Source organism: Allobranchiibius sp. GilTou73, assembly GCF_021391335.1.
In the GTDB taxonomy this organism is placed as follows: Bacteria; Actinomycetota; Actinomycetes; order Actinomycetales; family Dermatophilaceae; genus Allobranchiibius; species Allobranchiibius huperziae.
On record NZ_CP090051.1, the window covers coordinates 1,495,751 to 1,510,969 of the forward strand.

The 15,219-nt window shown below is 67.0% G+C and carries 16 protein-coding genes and 1 pseudogene; 8 read left to right on the forward strand and 9 right to left on the reverse strand.

Translation table 11 applies throughout. The annotated features are described in order from the left end of the window. A complete protein-coding gene (locus LVQ62_RS07590) occupies window positions 1–882 on the reverse strand; it encodes a hypothetical protein (protein ID WP_233767094.1) in 882 nt (293 codons plus the stop codon). A 99-nt stretch (window positions 883–981) separates the two neighbouring features. Here LVQ62_RS07590 and ychF point away from each other — a divergent pair. Beyond that, a pseudogene (gene ychF / locus LVQ62_RS07595) lies at window positions 982–2,060 on the forward strand (redox-regulated ATPase YchF). A 215-nt stretch (window positions 2,061–2,275) separates the two neighbouring features. On the opposite strand, the gene LVQ62_RS07600 reads toward ychF, so the two are convergent. Together LVQ62_RS07600 and LVQ62_RS07605 are read right to left on the reverse strand one after the other, a co-directional pair. Beyond that, complete coding sequence (locus LVQ62_RS07600) at window positions 2,276–2,725, reverse strand: relaxase domain-containing protein (RefSeq protein WP_233767096.1); 450 nt, start codon at window positions 2,723–2,725, stop codon at window positions 2,276–2,278. A 468-nt stretch (window positions 2,726–3,193) separates the two neighbouring features. Continuing rightward, window positions 3,194–3,487: a hypothetical protein gene (locus LVQ62_RS07605; protein ID WP_233767098.1), complete on the reverse strand. Its 294-nt coding sequence runs from the start codon at window positions 3,485–3,487 to the stop codon at window positions 3,194–3,196. Between the two features lie 108 nt (window positions 3,488–3,595). Here LVQ62_RS07605 and LVQ62_RS07610 point away from each other — a divergent pair, with 108 nt between their 5' ends. After that, window positions 3,596–3,988 (forward strand): hypothetical protein, encoded by a 393-nt coding sequence (locus LVQ62_RS07610; RefSeq protein WP_233767100.1) that lies wholly within the window; start codon window positions 3,596–3,598, stop codon window positions 3,986–3,988. 443 nt (window positions 3,989–4,431) lie between these two features. Here LVQ62_RS07610 and LVQ62_RS07615 read toward each other — a convergent pair whose 3' ends face one another. Together LVQ62_RS07615 and LVQ62_RS07620 are read right to left on the reverse strand one after the other, a co-directional pair. Then, window positions 4,432–4,689, reverse strand: a complete 258-nt coding sequence (locus LVQ62_RS07615) for a hypothetical protein (RefSeq protein WP_233767102.1) — start codon at window positions 4,687–4,689, stop codon at window positions 4,432–4,434. Between the two features lie 336 nt (window positions 4,690–5,025). Further along, a protein-coding gene (locus LVQ62_RS07620; protein WP_233763987.1) for an IS3 family transposase occupies window positions 5,026–6,230 on the reverse strand; the annotation gives its coding sequence in 2 pieces (ribosomal slippage) (window positions 5,026–5,943 and window positions 5,946–6,230; 1,203 coding nt in all). Between the two features lie 82 nt (window positions 6,231–6,312). Here LVQ62_RS07620 and LVQ62_RS07625 point away from each other — a divergent pair. Further along, the gene (locus LVQ62_RS07625) at window positions 6,313–7,338 is read left to right on the forward strand and encodes a MerR family transcriptional regulator (RefSeq protein WP_233767104.1); all 1,026 of its coding nucleotides are present in this window, start codon (window positions 6,313–6,315) and stop codon (window positions 7,336–7,338) included. A 396-nt stretch (window positions 7,339–7,734) separates the two neighbouring features. On the opposite strand, the gene LVQ62_RS07630 is transcribed toward LVQ62_RS07625, so the two are convergent. After that, a complete protein-coding gene (locus tag LVQ62_RS07630) occupies window positions 7,735–8,130 on the reverse strand; it encodes a type II toxin-antitoxin system death-on-curing family toxin (RefSeq protein WP_233767106.1) in 396 nt (131 codons plus the stop codon). Further along, entirely contained in the window at window positions 8,127–8,327 is a 201-nt protein-coding gene (locus tag LVQ62_RS07635; RefSeq protein WP_233767108.1) for a hypothetical protein, read from the reverse strand. Before LVQ62_RS07635 ends, LVQ62_RS07630 begins: the two co-directional genes overlap by 4 nt. A 486-nt stretch (window positions 8,328–8,813) precedes the next feature. Here LVQ62_RS07635 and LVQ62_RS07640 point away from each other — a divergent pair, with 486 nt between their 5' ends. Then, window positions 8,814–9,473 carry a hypothetical protein gene (locus tag LVQ62_RS07640; RefSeq protein WP_233767112.1) on the forward strand — a complete coding sequence of 220 codons (660 nt, stop codon included), beginning with the start codon at window positions 8,814–8,816 and terminating at the stop codon, window positions 9,471–9,473. A 277-nt stretch (window positions 9,474–9,750) separates the two neighbouring features. Further along, window positions 9,751–10,368, forward strand: coding sequence for a Pr6Pr family membrane protein (locus LVQ62_RS07645; RefSeq protein WP_233767115.1), 618 nt, complete (start codon window positions 9,751–9,753; stop codon window positions 10,366–10,368). A gap of 3 nt (window positions 10,369–10,371) precedes the next feature. On the opposite strand, the gene LVQ62_RS07650 is transcribed toward LVQ62_RS07645, so the two are convergent. Then, entirely contained in the window at window positions 10,372–10,863 is a 492-nt protein-coding gene (locus LVQ62_RS07650; protein WP_233767117.1) for a DUF3253 domain-containing protein, read from the reverse strand. A gap of 62 nt (window positions 10,864–10,925) precedes the next feature. Here LVQ62_RS07650 and LVQ62_RS07655 point away from each other — a divergent pair, with 62 nt between their 5' ends. The 3 genes from LVQ62_RS07655 (at window position 10,926) to LVQ62_RS07665 (ending at window position 14,769) form a co-directional block, all read left to right on the forward strand. Further along, window positions 10,926–11,363 carry an EVE domain-containing protein gene (locus LVQ62_RS07655; RefSeq protein WP_233767119.1) on the forward strand — a complete coding sequence of 146 codons (438 nt, stop codon included), beginning with the start codon at window positions 10,926–10,928 and terminating at the stop codon, window positions 11,361–11,363. Window positions 11,364–11,474: 111 nt separating this feature from the next. After that, entirely contained in the window at window positions 11,475–12,248 is a 774-nt protein-coding gene (locus tag LVQ62_RS07660; protein ID WP_233767121.1) for a DinB family protein, read from the forward strand. 172 nt (window positions 12,249–12,420) lie between these two features. Beyond that, the gene (locus tag LVQ62_RS07665) at window positions 12,421–14,769 is read left to right on the forward strand and encodes an immune inhibitor A domain-containing protein (protein WP_233767127.1); all 2,349 of its coding nucleotides are present in this window, start codon (window positions 12,421–12,423) and stop codon (window positions 14,767–14,769) included. A 73-nt stretch (window positions 14,770–14,842) separates the two neighbouring features. Here LVQ62_RS07665 and LVQ62_RS07670 read toward each other — a convergent pair whose 3' ends face one another. Next, entirely contained in the window at window positions 14,843–15,121 is a 279-nt protein-coding gene (locus tag LVQ62_RS07670; RefSeq protein ID WP_233767129.1) for an excalibur calcium-binding domain-containing protein, read from the reverse strand. Window positions 15,122–15,219: the final 98 nt, after the last annotated feature.

The window sequence follows — 15,219 nt, forward strand, 5'->3', positions numbered from 1 at the left end:
TCAGGGAGGTGTCGACCCGGTAGAACTTGCCGTTCGGGGTGCGCAGGGGGTGATCGCGGGGTACTGCGCCGTGAGGCCGACGGGGATCGCCGGCGCCTTCTCCTTGGCGACGGGCAGCGCCAGCCCGGCCGTGCTGGGTACGGCGCCGAGCTTCTGGCCGATCGCCGCACTGCCGACAGCGCCGGCCGCCACTACCCCCGATCCTGCGAGGAAGACCCGGCGGGTGCTCGCGAGAGTGGGCTCATCGCTCGCCGTCGGGCGTCGCAGGACACGGTCGACCGTGCGCCGGGTGAAGGCATCGCCGGACAGCCAGAAGAGTCCGAACAGCGCCAGGGTGCCTGCCAGGGCGGTGACGATGGTCGGGACGATGTCGGAGGCCACAGCAGCGGGGCGGGTCATCGCGGCGTACCCGGCGACGGCCACGAGCACCAGCTCGAGGGCCAGGCCGAGCAGGAAGATCCTGCGCGCCAGCAGGCCCGCGATGCCGGCCAGGACGAGTGCACCGGCGGAGACCGACAGCAACAGCACAAGCTTGTCGTTGGTGCCGAACTGCTTGATCGCGAAGTCCTTGAGCGCGGTCGGTGTGCGGTCGATCACTGCCTCGCCGACCGCGAGGACCGGGGAGGCCGATGCCTTGCGGAACGACGCGACGAGGTGGCCGAGGGCCATCCCGAGGCCTGCAGCCAGGATGCCGATGAGGATGGCGCGCAGTCGTCCGACCGTGCCGATCGGGTTGTGGGGATTGAGTATTCGCTTGGTCCGCGACCCGCCGTCGGCGCGTTCCAGCGAGGCCGACAGGGAGGCGGCGGTGTCGGACGCGGCGCCCGATGCCGGTGCGGCAGGCCCGTCATCGGGGGTGCCGGGGGATCGTCTCGGGGGCATGGCCGATCGCAGACGATCGAGGAAACGGGTCATGAGTCCTATTCCGGAGCGCGCGACGTGGTGGATGCCCTCGCCGCGACCGCGTAACCTCTTGTCCCCGTGGCCCTCACCATCGGAATCGTCGGACTGCCCAACGTCGGCAAGTCCACGATGTTCAACGCGCTGACCAAGAACAACGTCCTGGCCGCGAACTACCCGTTCGCGACCATCGAGCCCAACGTCGGGGTGGTCCCGCTGCCCGATGGGCGCCTCGAGGTGCTGGGCAAGATCTTCGACAGCAAGCAGATCGTTCCGGCCACCGTGTCCTTCGTCGACATCGCCGGCATCGTCAAAGGCGCCTCGGAGGGGAGGGCCTGGGCAACAAGTTCCTGGCCAACATCCGCGAGGCCGACGCCATCTGCCAGGTCATCCGTGCCTTCGACGACGACGACGTGGTGCACGTCGACGGGTCGATTTCCCCGGTGCGTGACAAGGAGATCATCGAGACCGAGCTGATCCTGGCAGACCTGGAGACCGTCGAGCGCGCGCTGCCGCGGCTCGACAAGGAGGTCAAGGGCAAGAAGACGGACAAGACGGTGCTGGACGCCGCGCTCGCCGCCAAGGACGTCCTGGATGCGGGCAACACGCTCTTCTCCCAGCGGGATTCGTTCGATTTCACCCCGATCCGCGAGCTGGGTCTCCTGACCGCTAAGCCCTTCCTCTACGTCTTCAACGTCGACGAGGCGCAGCTGACCGACACCGACCTGCAGGCGTCCCTGCAGGCGCTGGTCGAGCCGGCCGAGGCGATCTTCCTCAACGCCAAGCTCGAGATGGACCTCGCCGAGCTCGACGAGGACGACGCCACCGAGCTGCTGGAGTCGGTCGGCGTGACCGAGTCGGGGCTGGATCAGTTGGCGCACAAGGGGTTCCACACCCTCGGGTTGCAGACCTACCTGACGGCCGGGCCCAAGGAGACGCGCGCCTGGACCGTGCCGGTCGGTGCGACGGCCCCGCAGGCCGCCGGCGTCATCCACACCGACTTCCAGAAGGGCTTCATCAAGGCCGAGGTCATCTCGTACGAGGACCTGGTCGAGCTGGGCTCCGTCGCCGAAGCGCGTTCACACGGCAAGGCCCGCATGGAGGGCAAGGACTACGTCATGGCCGACGGCGACGTGGTGGAGTTCCGCTTCAACGTCTGAATCGGCGCGTTTTCGCAGGTCAGAGGCATGCGGGGGTCGTTTAGTCCGCACCTAGTCCGCAAGAATTTCAGCCGGACGGCCTCGAACGGGCCGTCCGAAGTGCTGCCAGGCCCCGCCGTGGGGTGCCCGCGGTGGGGCCTGCATCGGTGCGCTGACCGCGGCCGGAGCGACCCCCGGACGGCCTTGCCAGGAGGCGTTCGGGCACGCCCGTCTGGTCACTCTCCGGTACTGGCCACGGACGCCGCTTCGGGCCAGGCGGGGCCGCCAAGCGCCGCCGCCTTGTCCTGGGCTGCGTCGAGCGCATCGGAGATCTCGGGATGCAGTGCCGCCGCGAGCGACCAGGTCTTCGGCCGGTTGACCACTGTCTCGACGAACCGCAGCGCGTTCGCGTCATTGCGGACGACACCCTTCCTGCGTCCGGTGGAGATGTCGGTCCCGGCCACCCACGCCTCGTACGTCTCGCCGGTCATCGCGCCCGCGTTTCTCACCGGTCCGTCGGGGCCGGCCATGAGTCGGGTGGCGACGCCGCTGCCTTCACCGAGGTAGTAGTCGTCTGCGCGGGAGCGATCGCGCTCGACATACGCGCGGGCCGCACTCGCCGCGCCGCGGTCGAACTTCACGCCACCGTGCACCCGGATCACCGCCTCAACGACGTCCGTCAGCAACCAACGGACCCCTAGAAATGCCGCATGGCCCGCCCGATCACGGGCGGCCCATCTACGAACCTTCGTAGCATGCGTGCCGCTCGGGTGGGAGGTGTTGAGAACGCAGAGCGGGTGTGCGTTTCGACAGATTTTCGGGACCAATGACGGCCAACGATCGCCATCTGGAGGCGGCAGAGAGAGCGGGAATGGCTCGGCCCGGATGGGAGGTTCGGTGATAGCTGTCGAGTGTTCAGCCTGCGGCGTCTCAGAGGAATGTTGTGACGTGGGTCCGGAGGTCACGCGATCAGCAGGCCAGGTTTCCGATGGGGAACGGACCCGCGCGGCGCACGGGGCGTGGGCAAGGGCATCCCGACGGCCGTCCCCCTAGCTGTTGCCTCTCCCATGCGTAGGTGCGAGTGGATCGACTCCCTGCCGCTCATCGCGGGTTCAGGACAGATCTGGCCGAATGTCTCGACCTCAGAGGGACGTCTACCGCGCCGGCACTGCTATGCGGTGGTCACCCTGGATCCAGTCCTGTTGGAACCACTCACCGACCAGGTTTCCCACGATGATGGTCTGCCCCGCGGGGTCGAACAGGAGCACCCCGTCCCGGCGCAGGAGCGGCCCGAGCGCGGACAGCTCGTCGGCGGTGATCGGTAGGGAGCGCCGCTCACCGTCTTCGGTCACAATCAGCAACTCGAACGCAGAGGCGGCTTCAGCTCCTACGTTCCAGTTGGCGTTGACGTAGTCGATCCGAAGAGTGCGGTCACTCGATCCAGCCATACCCCACTGTCTCCTGCTAGCGGGTCTCACGTCGGAGTTAGCGACAAACCACCGGGCGGGTCTGATCTTGCTCCCTGGCGATAGTTCTCCAACCCCACGCCGGCCCCCGTGACATCCAGGAAGGGTGAAGGGGAGTGGCGAGACGCAGCCATGGAGATTGTTCGGGTGGAGTTCAGCGGGTGGGTGTCAGTGCGGTGTGTATTCCGGTTGCAGCCCGGTGCCGATCAGGTCTACGAAGAGCGCATCACGTTGTGGCGGGCCACGGACATGGATGCGGCGATCGAGCTGGCCGAAGCTGAGGCGCTTGAGTACGCCGCCGACCTTGACGGTGAGTACACCGGGCTTGCCCAGGCGAACCAGCTCTCGGATGAAATGGAGCCTGGAGCTGAGGTCTTCTCCCTGATGCGGTCCAGCGGGCTGGACACCGAGGACTACCTAGATCACTTTTTCGACACCGGGACCGAACGGCAGCAGGGGTCGCCTAGCTTTGATTTGTCCTAGCCTGAGGTACCCGTTACTAGAGTGTCTTAGATTGCTGCGTTAGGACAGTGGCACGTTGCCGATCTGAGCCACTCGCTCCGCATATTCGGCGGGTAGCCCGGTGCTGCAATCGCGGCCTCCAACCAGGTGCAGTGAGACTAGGTCGGAGTACTTGCTTTGGTGGACGGCTTCCACTTGTGACCAAGGGATGAATCGCCGGGTCGGGCGGCGGATGCCTTGCCGGTTGACCACGACGGTGTTGAGGGTCCGGGTCGAGCTGATGCAGAACAGCACGGCGAAGAAGGCTGGGATGACGTAGTGCACAGGCGATGCCCCCTTAGCGGCGTCCCGCACGACTGTCCAGGCCAGTACTACGACCACTAATCCCGCGATCCACTTCGCGAGGCGTGGGCGGCGTGCCCGCAGGTCGTACCGGACCTCGCCGCGTGCGTCTGTCGGCTGGCTCATGACGTTGGCCCCACGTGCTCCACCACGTCGCGCTGGGTAACTCGTTGTTCGATCGCCCTGGTGCCAGCGAGCAGCGCAACGGGTCCACCGCAGGATGCGACCGCCACCACGGCGTCGCCAACGAGGCCGTTCGCGAGGAGATACAGGGCCCACACCACCGCTACGACGATGAAGGCCGCGCATCCCAGTCGCACTTGGCGATGATGGTGGAAAAGCCAGCTCTCCAGCGATGTCAGTGGAGAGTCGGGGGCCACGCCCTGAGTATGGCGCCCACTGATCGTGCTCAGTGGCAACCTGCAGTGTCGTTCTGAGAGAGATTGCCTCAATAGTGAAGTTCGCACCACAGCGACCGGGATGTGCTGCCGTTGGCGCCGTAGTGCTGAGAGAAAGGCGGGCGCGGGGTGTGTCTGCCACGATGCGCGCATGCCTCAGGTGATCGTGCGCACCGCGATTGTGAAGGGCGCGAGTCCGCCGCTGTCGTTCGGTTCGTTTTACGTCAACGGAGACCGGCACCGTCTTCGCGGGGGGCATACGACGACCGTCGAGGTACCTGGAGGGGGACTGCTGCACGAACAGGTGACAGTTTGTAGTCACGCGGCGAGGTTCGCCGTGGGGGTCATGGTGGTCTCGTATTCGATGGGGGTCAATCGGCCGAGGCGGTCTTGTCGTCGGCGTCGGTGGTAGGTGCGTTCGATCCAGGTGACGATCGCGATGCGCAGCTGCTCGCGGGTGTCCCACCTGCGGGTGTTCAGAACGTTCTTTTGAAGCAGCGCGAAGAAGCTCTCCATGGCGGCGTTGTCGCCGCAGGCACCCACGCGGCCCATGGACCCGACTAGTTCGTGACGGGCCAGGGCGTGCACGTATCGGCGGCTACGAAATTGGCTGCCTCGGTCGGAGTGCACCACGCACCCGGCCACGTCCGCACTCGCGGTGGCGCGTCGTGCAACGGCCGAATTCAGGGCGGTGACAGCGAGTTTCGACGTCATCCGGGAGTCGATGCTGTAGCCGACGATCCGCCCGGAGCAGGCATCTTTGATCGCGCAGAGGTAGAGCTTGCCTTCCGTTGTCCAGTGTTCGGTGATGTCGGTCAACCACACACAGTTGAGGTCCTCGGCGGTGGTGAAGTCGTGCCGGGTGCGGCCCTTGGCGTCCTGGAACGCGAGCCGGTCATCGTGCACCGGCGGTCCCGGGCGAGGCCGACTGCTGCGCCGTTTGCCGAAGACCGACCACCAGGTGTTGGCCGAGCAGATCGCCCACGCGGTCCGCGACGACATCTGGTGGCCGGCGTCGCCGGCTTCCTCGTGCAGATACCGGTACCCAAAGACCGGGTCGTCGCGATGCGCGTCGAACAACGCGTTGGCACGGTAGGCCCACGCCACCTCACCGCCGGTGACCGGGGCGGTGCGCCACCGGTAGTACGGGGCACGAGAGAGCTTCAACACCCGCAACGACACCGTCACGGGAACCCCGTGCGCGGCGAGCTCTTTCACGAGCGGGTAGAGCCTTTTCCCGGCAGATTCGCCTGGGACAGGTACGCCGCCGCGCGGCGCAACACCTCGTTTTCCTGTTCCAGGGTGCGGATCCTGCGGCGGGCATCTCGTAACTCGACCCTCTCGGCACGTGTCGTGCCGGGCCTGTTGCCGTCCTCGACATCGGCCGTGCGCAACCACTTGGTCAACGTCATCTCGTGGATCCCGAAATCCTTGGCGACCTGCGCCAAGGTCACGCCCGCTTCGCGGGCGCGTGCCACGCGCACCACGTCCTCGCGGAACTCGATGGGGTAGGGCTTGGGCATCGCAACATCCTTCCAGGCCGCTCTTCCGGGCAAGCCAGATCAGATGTCACCTGTTCGTGCAGCAGTCCCGGGTATCGGTCAGATGGCGTCGCTGAGTGGGCTGCCCGTCAGCGCACTGCGGTTTTACGACGGTGCCGGCGTGTTGGCACCATCGATGGTCGACCCGAGTTCTGGGTACCGCTTCTACCAGCGCAGTCAGGTGGCTTCGGCTCGGCTGGTCGCGCATCTGCGCCGGGTTGGCCTGCCGCTGGAGGACATCAGGACGGTCGCGACCGAACCGGCAACCGCCAGCGCGATCCTGGCCGCGCATCTGGGCCGTCTGGAAGCTGGTCTGGCCGATGCTCGGAGGGAGATCTCCATCGTCCATCAGCTCCTCGAGAACACGGAGATCACCATGCACCGCTGCACCCTGCCTGCCGTTGAATTGATCCGAGCACTGCGCGAGGTCCGGCACGCCATCTGCCCCGACCCGGACGAGCCCCGCCTGAACGGGGTCTTCCTGGACAGCGAACCTGCCCAGCTACGAGTAGTCGCCACGGACCGGTACCGCCTCGCCACGAGCACGGTGCCCACATCGGAGCAGACGCAACTGCACCTCCTGCTGCCTGCACCGGCGGTCGATGAACTGCTCGCCGGCGAGCACACCGGTTCCCTCGACATCGTCGTCGACGACGGCACGATCACCCTGTCCAGTGACAGCGGCACCGTCCGCTCGCAGATACCCGACGTGGACTTCCCCTCCTACCGCACCCTGCTCACCCCGGGGCGCCGACAAGTGCCGGTGGACGCCGCAGCATTGCGAGCCGCACTGTCCGCCGGGCCAACCGAGACCCTCACCCGGGACAACGACGGCGTCGCCTATGACGTCAGCCGACTCAACATCAGCACCGAAGGGGTGCGGGTCGGTGCGTCCGAGGATCCAGACGCCGTCGTAGTCGGGGTGAACCGCGAGTTCCTGCTGCAGGCGCTGGAGGCCGGCGAGCAACTCACCCTTAGCTTGGACGACCCGATCGCACCGCTGGCTATCCGGAACCCCGCCCGGGACGGCAACTTGTCCATCCTGATGCCGGTCCGCCTGGATCAGCCAGCCGAAAGACGCACCGCATAGGCACATACGTTGGCGCAAGACGTGCCGGGCCACCGCCCGGCACGTCCCGCGTGCGATGGCCGATCCGCAGGTTGGCAATCGGTGCCTGACCAGCCTGCCGCCGATCACTGACGTTGATGTCCTCCACGAGAAGCCCACCGTCTGACAACTGTGCATCTGGGGTATGCCCTAGACGCCCATCCTGGGCTGGTCCGCGACGCAAGCATCTAGGGTCCGATCCTGGGCTTGTGACAATTCTGCCCGAAGGTCTAGACATGTCGGGACAGGTCGTGGGCTACGCGCGGGTGAGTACGGGCGACCAAGACCCCATCGCCAGCTCCCGGCGATCGGCCACGTCGACCCGGCCCGAACCGATCGCGCCAGCAGCATCAACCGTGACGGGTTGAGGTCCCGCTCTCAACTGTGACGAGCGAATTTCTCCAGGCGGGCCGCGATGTCCTCCACTGCCACAAGGCGCCCTTCGGCCACGTCCATCACCAGGTCGAACTTCTGGTTGTCATCAGCGATGACCGTGAAGCCGTTGAGGGCGTAGAACAACCTAAGCGCGCCGAGCCCAAGTCGCTTGTTGCCGTCCATCAGGGCGTGGCCCTTCACCAGCGAGTGCAGCAACGCTCCGGCTTTGAAGTGGATGTCCGCGTAGACGGGCTCGCCGAACACCACTGCCCGCGGACGGCCCGCGGCGGCTTCGAGGATGCCGTAATCGCGCACCTGAGGACGGCGGCCCAGATACGCCTTGCCGACGGCGAGGATGTCCTCCAAGGTCAGGAACTCGGTCGGCTCGTCGTCGTTCACGCGTCCGCCAACCTCGCGATCACGGCGCGGTCCTCCACCACGAGGGTGCTCAGCAGCTGGTCGCGCAGGTGCGCGCGACGGGATGTGTACTCCTCGATCGCTTGAACGGCGACGGCCTGCATCGACAGACCTTCCCGTTCGGAGGTCTGTCGTAGCGCTTCGGTCAATTCGTCCGTCATCCTCAAGGTCATGGCCATGCCACCATGATACCGCTTGATACCGTACGCAGAGGGGTCTTCGATCCCGTGGCAGCACAAGAGCGGTAGAGCGGGCGCAAGAGTCAGCGCTTAGTCGCCGCCAGTGCGACCCCGAGATCTGACTGCGACACCACCGACCCGCCCGAGGCGGCCGCAGGCGGCGGTCGAGGATGGTGCTTCGGACGGCGCCACGGGGACCTCCCCGGCGCCGTCTCTAGGGTTCAGGCGATCGATATTGGCTCCGTGCGTCTTCAGCAACGGATCGCATCGAGACAGCTCGACCGAATCAGCCCACTTCGGGCACAGGTGACCCATAGGCTGCGACCGGGTGTGGCCGACTTGGGGGACCACGCCAACCACGCGAAAGCAGGCCCATCCATGATTCGTCGTCTTGCCGCCCTGGGCGCAGTGCCCGCCATCGCAGCCCTGGGGGTCGCCGTCACCGCGCCCGCCGGCGCTGCAACCGCCACGAGAACGGTTCATCACGTGAACCGCCAGGCCATGATCCGGAACATCGCCCGGATCCACCCGGCCACGTCCGGGACCCCGTACGGCACCTGCAAGCTGGTCGTGCCCAGCACGATCCGCCTCACCTCCGACTTCGAAGGCGACCCGTCCGACATGCCCTCCCTCACGGGTGGATGCGTCTTGCACGGAGTCGTCACAGCCTCCTGGTACGCCGGCGGGGACAACGTCTCCGACGCCGCGTACACGGTGCTCTTCGACACCGACATCATCGACGAATCCGAGAACCTGGATTACGTCGGCGTCATGACCTGGAAGGGCCGGTTCGCCTTCGACGACCAGGGCCACACGTACACCCAGAACGCCCCCGTGACGACAGTGAAGGTCGGCTCCTGGGCCGGTCTGCAGACCTCCCGGTCCGGCAGCAAGGTCACCATCAACACCCGCGCCGTGCGCTACGCCTACAGCCTGGACATGAACATCCCCTGGGCCAGCGAAACAGGAGTCATCCAGTACCGGGCCAAGGGCGGCAGCACCTGGACCGACCTGAAAGCCTTCACCACCAACTCCGCCGGCGCCACCTCCTACAGCTACACCAGCTCGGCCACTCGGGACTACCGGGCGGTCTACACCGAACAGCCCTACATCTTCGGCACCACCAGCCCCACCTCGCAACGCTGACTTCCTGACCGGTCTTGACGACGAGGGGTCGCCTCCATCGGGGGCGACCCTTCGTGACTTTTATGGTCAGGGAGTCACCGTTCTCCTGGCACTTCGGCCGCTTGAATGTGACCTCAGGACCGGCAGATGCCGCCGCTCCCGACGGTGCTCCGGCGCGGGGCACGGCCGGAGAGGCGGGCCGCCGCTAGCATCGGCCCGGTAACCCAGGCTCCGGAGGCGCGGTGTGGTCAGTGAACATGTGATCCACCCGCAACGCCCGCCCACGGTGTGGCCGATCGTGACAGTCAGGGTCCTGTTCGCGTTCCTGGGATTCAGTGCCCTGGTGACCGAGGTCGCGACTCTCGTCGCTCAGCACAGGTTCGGTGCCGGTGACTTCTTCAGTTACTTCACCGTCGAGGCCAATCTGCTCACGGTCATCAGCCTGATGCTGAGCGCGTTCGCGGCGGCGGGTCGGTGGTCGAGTCGAGGGCTGGAGTTGTACCGCGGTGCGGTGGCGTTCTTCATGACGACCGTGATCCTGATCTTCATCGTGCTGCTGTCGGGTTACCCGGCATCCGAGCTCACCGCCGTCCCGTGGGACAATACGGTCCTGCACTACATCATGCCGATCGTGGTGATCCTCGACTGGCTGCTGCTCACCGGTCGCCGGGCGATGTCGGTCCGGGCCGCGCTGGGGTGGCTGTTGGGACCACTGGCCTACCTCGTCTACAGCCTGGTGCGGGGCGGGATCGTCGGCTGGTATCCCTACCCGTTCATGGACCCCGGCCGACACGGCTACCTCGGTGTCGCAGTGACCTCGGTGATCATCGCCGTCGTGCTGTCCCTGCTCGCGCTCGCGCTGGCGGTCGCGCCACGGTGGACCGCACTGCGGGGCGCGCGACCGACAGGGCAGTGACGCTCACCATTTCGGGCCGCGGGCCAGGCGCACGGGCCCGACCGCCGCGTCCAGGTCGACGTCCTCGCCGTGTTGGCGTACGACGACGACCCCGCCGGTAGCCAGCTCGCCTGCCACGGAGCGGGCGTCGTCCATCAGGTCGCGCCACGACTCACCACCCACGACCCGCGCGGCATCACTCGGGCAGATGGTCGCCTCCGCGTCGCGGTGACGAAGGAGCGTCCGCATCGTCGCGGCGAGCCTCGTACGGCGGCCGTCGGGCGTCGGCTCCCACCACGGGTCGCCACGCTCACCGAGCGCGACCTTCGCGTCCTGTACCCGCGGGCGGGCGGACTCGGCGTCGGTGCGCACATCGCGGCGGGCGCTCATCAACTCCGCCACCAGTTCCTTGCGCAGAGCGCCGGGGATGGCGGGATCGGTGGCCCGCCACTTACGACCGTCGACCACGATGTGGTGCCCGTCGTCGGTCAGCGGGGGCGGGTCGTTGTGCGGCACGCGTCCATTGTGCGTCGCTCCCACCCGGTGCCGGCGGCTCCGGCGCCTGGTAGGACTGGAGCGTGGCCCAGCGCAAGATCACCGAGGACAACCTCGGCGCCTGGGTGATCAAGTGCGACCCGCAGCAGCATGCGCGCGTCCGCCGCGCCCTGCTGGAGCACCGACAGCACATCGTGCGGGACTGGTGCGTCGCGGACAACTACCGCAGCCGAATGATGCGACCGGGCCACAAGGCGATCCTGTGGGTCTCCGCCGCGGGTGGCACGGTGACGCGCGGGATCGCCGGCGTGGGGTGGGTGAGCAGTGAAGCGCGAGGTGACGTGAGCCTGCACATTCCTCTGCTGCACGACACCGTGTCGGACGAGGAGCTGCGCGCCACGGGGATCGACGACTTGGAGGTGCAGCGCCTACCGGTCGGGTCCAATCCGTCGTGGGTCTCCACGGCGCAGCTGGCGGACATCGGGAAGCTCCTCGACGGGTGGCCCGAGCAGGAGGGATGAGCGGTCCACGAGTGTTCGCGGTTTCGTACGGACGGGGGCACGGGAGTGCGGACACCCACGACGAGAGGCGAGCCACTGTCCGGTGTCGGTGGACGGTGGCAGGGTCGTTGCGTGAGCGATTTCACGGATGTGGACCTGGGTGGTTCGAGCTTCATGAGAGTCGGTCTGTCCAGGTCGCGGTTCGAGCGGGTCGACCTGAGCGGCGCTCGGATGCGCAACGTCTACCTGACGGGAGCGCGGCTCCGGGGCGTCGACATGACCGATCTCGAGCTGGACGGCCTGGTGCGCAATCTGACCGTGAACGGCGTCGACGTCACGCCGTTCGTCGAGGCGGAGCTGGATCGGCGCTATCCGGAGCGCGCGAAGCTGCGGCCGACGGACGCCGACGGTTTCCGGGAGGCGTGGGGGGTGATCGAGGCGTCCTGGGCATCGACCGTCGCGCTCGCGCGGAGTCTCCCGCCGGAGCAACTGCACGAGCGGGTCGACGACGAGTGGTCCTTCATCGAGACGTTGCGGCATCTGGTCTTCGTTGTCGACGGGTGGGCGAAACACGCTGTCCTGCATGACCCGTCGCCCTTCGACCCCCTCGGCCTGCCACACGACGAACACGACCCGAACGACCACGGGGTGCCGAACGACCGCACGGCGCGCCCGACGCTGGAGCGGCTGCTCGCTCTGCGTGGAGACCGGATGGCCGAGATGCGGGCGCTGTTCGCCGGGCTCACCGACGAGCATCTCGCGAGCGACACCGACGTGACCGGCCCGGGCTACCCGCCGCCAGGTCGGTACGAGGTCCGGCGCTGCCTGCGGGCGGTGATCCACGAGGAGTGGGAGCACCGCCTGATCGCCGAGCGTGACCTGCGTGTCCTGCAGGGCCGGCACTGACCGGCTCGCGCAGAAGTACCGGCGAGTACACAGGAAACGGTCAGGAAAAGGTCAACTCTCTGTCAGTTTCGACCGTGGAACGCGTCGAAGCCCTTCTGAATGACGGGTGGTGCAGCCGACACTGACGGCGCCCGCCGCCACATCCCGCGGCCGGCGACATCCAGGAGGAAACGTGAAGCGAACCGTGCTCATGACGGGTGCTCTGGCCGCAACGGCCATGGCCCTCGCACCGGGAGTGACCTACGCGGCATCGGCCGGAGGCGCCCCGACATCGGGTGGTGGCACCTCGCCCAGCACCGTCGTCCGACCGGACAACAAGCCGGACCCGCTGCAGAAGAAGCAGGCCGAACTGCGGCGTACCGCGGTCGACCAGCTGATCAAGGGCGAGGCCACGACCGCCACGGTCAACGGCAAGCGCGTGATCGTCGTCGACGACGGCAAGCCGACCGCTGCGCAGCAGAAGGCCCGCGGCAAGAACGCGAAGGCCGCCAAGCCCAAGTACGTCGAGTACGACCCGGAGCAGACGGCCAACATCTTCACGGTCCTCACCGACTTCGGCACCAAGACCGACCCCACCGCCGGCGGCGGCCCGGGACCCCAGCACAATCAGATCCCCGAGCCGGACCGCACCATCGACGGCACCGCGTCGGACGACAACTCCACGTACTGGGAGAAGGACTTCAACCGGGCGCACTACAAGAACATGATGTTCGGGACCACGGGCGAGAGCTTCTCGAACTTCTACAAGTCCCAGTCGCAGGGCCGCTACAAGGCCCAGGGCGATGTGTCCGACTGGGTGACCGTGCCCTACAACGAGGCGCGCTACGGCTCCAACACCGGCTCGGAGGCCGACCGCTACTGGTCCTACATCGGCGACACGGCGACGAGCTGGTACACCGCTCAGAAGTCGGCCGGCAAGACCGACGCGCAGATCAAGACCGAGCTGAAGAAGTACGACGTCTGGGACCGCTACGACTACGACCACGACGGTGACTTCAACGAGCCCGACGGCTACATCGACCACTTCCAGGCGATCCACGCCGGCGAGGGTGAGGAGGCCGGCGGCGGCGCCCAGGGCGCGGACGCCATCTGGTCCCACCGCTGGGCCGTGCAGACCGGCGCCGGCAAGGCCGGCCCGACGGGCAACCTCAACGGCGGCGCCCAGATCGGCAACACCGGCATCTGGATCCGCGACTACACCACCGAGCCGGAGAACGGCGGCCTCGGCGTCTTCGCGCACGAGTACGGCCACGACCTGGGCCTGCCCGACCTCTACGACACCACCAACACCAGCACCAACAGCGTGTCGTTCTGGAGCCTGATGAACAGCGGCTCGTGGTTGAACCACGGTGGCAACGCCATCGGGACCACCCCGGGCTACATGGGCGCGTGGGAGAGGACCCAGCTCGGCTGGTCCGACACCCAGACAGTGCGCTACGGCAACTCCGGCAAGGTCTCGCTCGGCCCCGCCGACCAGGACAGCGTCACCAAGCCCCAGACGCTTGCGATCTCGTTGCCGGACAAGACGATCGCCACGAAGTACAACACCCCGAAGACGGGCTCGTACGAGTGGTGGTCCGGGCGTGACGACGACCTCAATAACAGCCTGACGCGAACTATCGACCTGACCGGGGCGACGTCGGGGAAGATCTCGGCGTCGGTCTGGTACGACATCGAGGCCGACTACGACTACCTCTACGGGCAGGTCTCCACCGACGGCGGAGCCACCTGGAACAACGTGGGCACGCCGGTGACCGGGACGAGCACGGGGTGGAGCACGGTCTCCTACGACCTCACGCCGTACGCCGGGAAGAAGCTCACCTTCCGCTTCCTCTACCAGACCGACGGCGGCACCAACGGCGCCGGCGCGTTCCTCGACGACATCGCCACCACGGTCGGCACCACCACGACCACCGACGGCGCGGAGTCGGCGAGCTCGGTCTGGACACCTGCGGGGTTCACCCGGATGAACGGCACCGACACCCGCGTTGCGACCAATTACTACCTGGCCGAATCGCGCCGCTACAGCGGATACGACACCACGCTCAAGCAGGGCCCGTACAACTTCGGTTTCGGACCCCGCCGCCCCGACGTGGTCGAGCACTTCCCCTACCAGGACGGCGTGCTGATCTGGTACGTGAACAACGAGTTCAAGGACAACAACACTTCCGCCCACCCCGGTGGGGGATTGGTGCTGCCCGTGGACGCCCACGCCACCCCGATGGTGTGGCCGGACGGGGTCGCCGTGAGCAATCGCATCCAGCCGTACGACGCGACGTTCGGGCTCGACCGCACCGACGCCTTCACCCTGCACAAGCAGGGTCTGGCGGCGAAGGTCCCGTCACGTCCCGCCGTGTCGACGTTCGACGACACCAACCCCAACGCCTACTACTACGTGGCCAACCCGGCCGGGTCGGTGAAGGTCGCCGGGTCGGGCACCCGGATCAAGGTGGCGTCGAAGCAGGGTGACGGCTACTCGCTGGTGGTGTCGTTCCCGACCGGATCGATGCGCAGGCAGTAACCGACTCGACGACGAGTGTCCGCAGTTCCGTGTGCACGTATGCACGGAACTGCGGACACTCGCGCGTGGAGGGTCAGGCCTTCTCGCAGGCGATGCCGTCGTGGTCGCGATCGGACTTGGTGTTCTTGTTGTAGACCGCGGTGTTCACGGTGAAGTTGGTCACTGGTTTGCCCGCGGTCTTGTCCTTGGCGCCCTTCCTGCCGACGCCGTGCTTGTAGACCTTGTTGAGCGCTGTGCAGTTGGCGTACGTCTTCGGCGCCGTGGCAGCGTGCGCTGGTGCGACGACGACGAATCCGGCTCCGCTCAGCAACGTGGCAGCAGTGAGGAGCGCAGGGATCTTCGCGAGGGGCATGAGCGAAGTGTGCCTGATGATGGAGCCGTTCGGAGCCGGATGCGACAACGACCTCGCCGCGACGGTGGTACCGCCGATCTGATTCAGTTCGACCATGT

Bases quoted from the DNA above. Each gene is read 5' to 3' on its own strand.
- LVQ62_RS07590 (WP_233767094.1), bottom strand. From the start codon at position 882: ATGCCCCCGAGACGATCCCCCGGCACCCCCGATGACGGGCCTGCCGCA.
- LVQ62_RS07605 (WP_233767098.1), bottom strand. From the start codon at position 3,487: ATGGCTGGATCGAGTGACCGCACTCTTCGGATCGACTACGTCAACGCC.
- LVQ62_RS07625 (WP_233767104.1), top strand. From the start codon at position 6,313: ATGGCGTCGCTGAGTGGGCTGCCCGTCAGCGCACTGCGGTTTTACGAC.
- LVQ62_RS07635 (WP_233767108.1), bottom strand. From the start codon at position 8,327: ATGGCCATGACCTTGAGGATGACGGACGAATTGACCGAAGCGCTACGA.
- LVQ62_RS07670 (WP_233767129.1), bottom strand. From the start codon at position 15,121: ATGCCCCTCGCGAAGATCCCTGCGCTCCTCACTGCTGCCACGTTGCTG.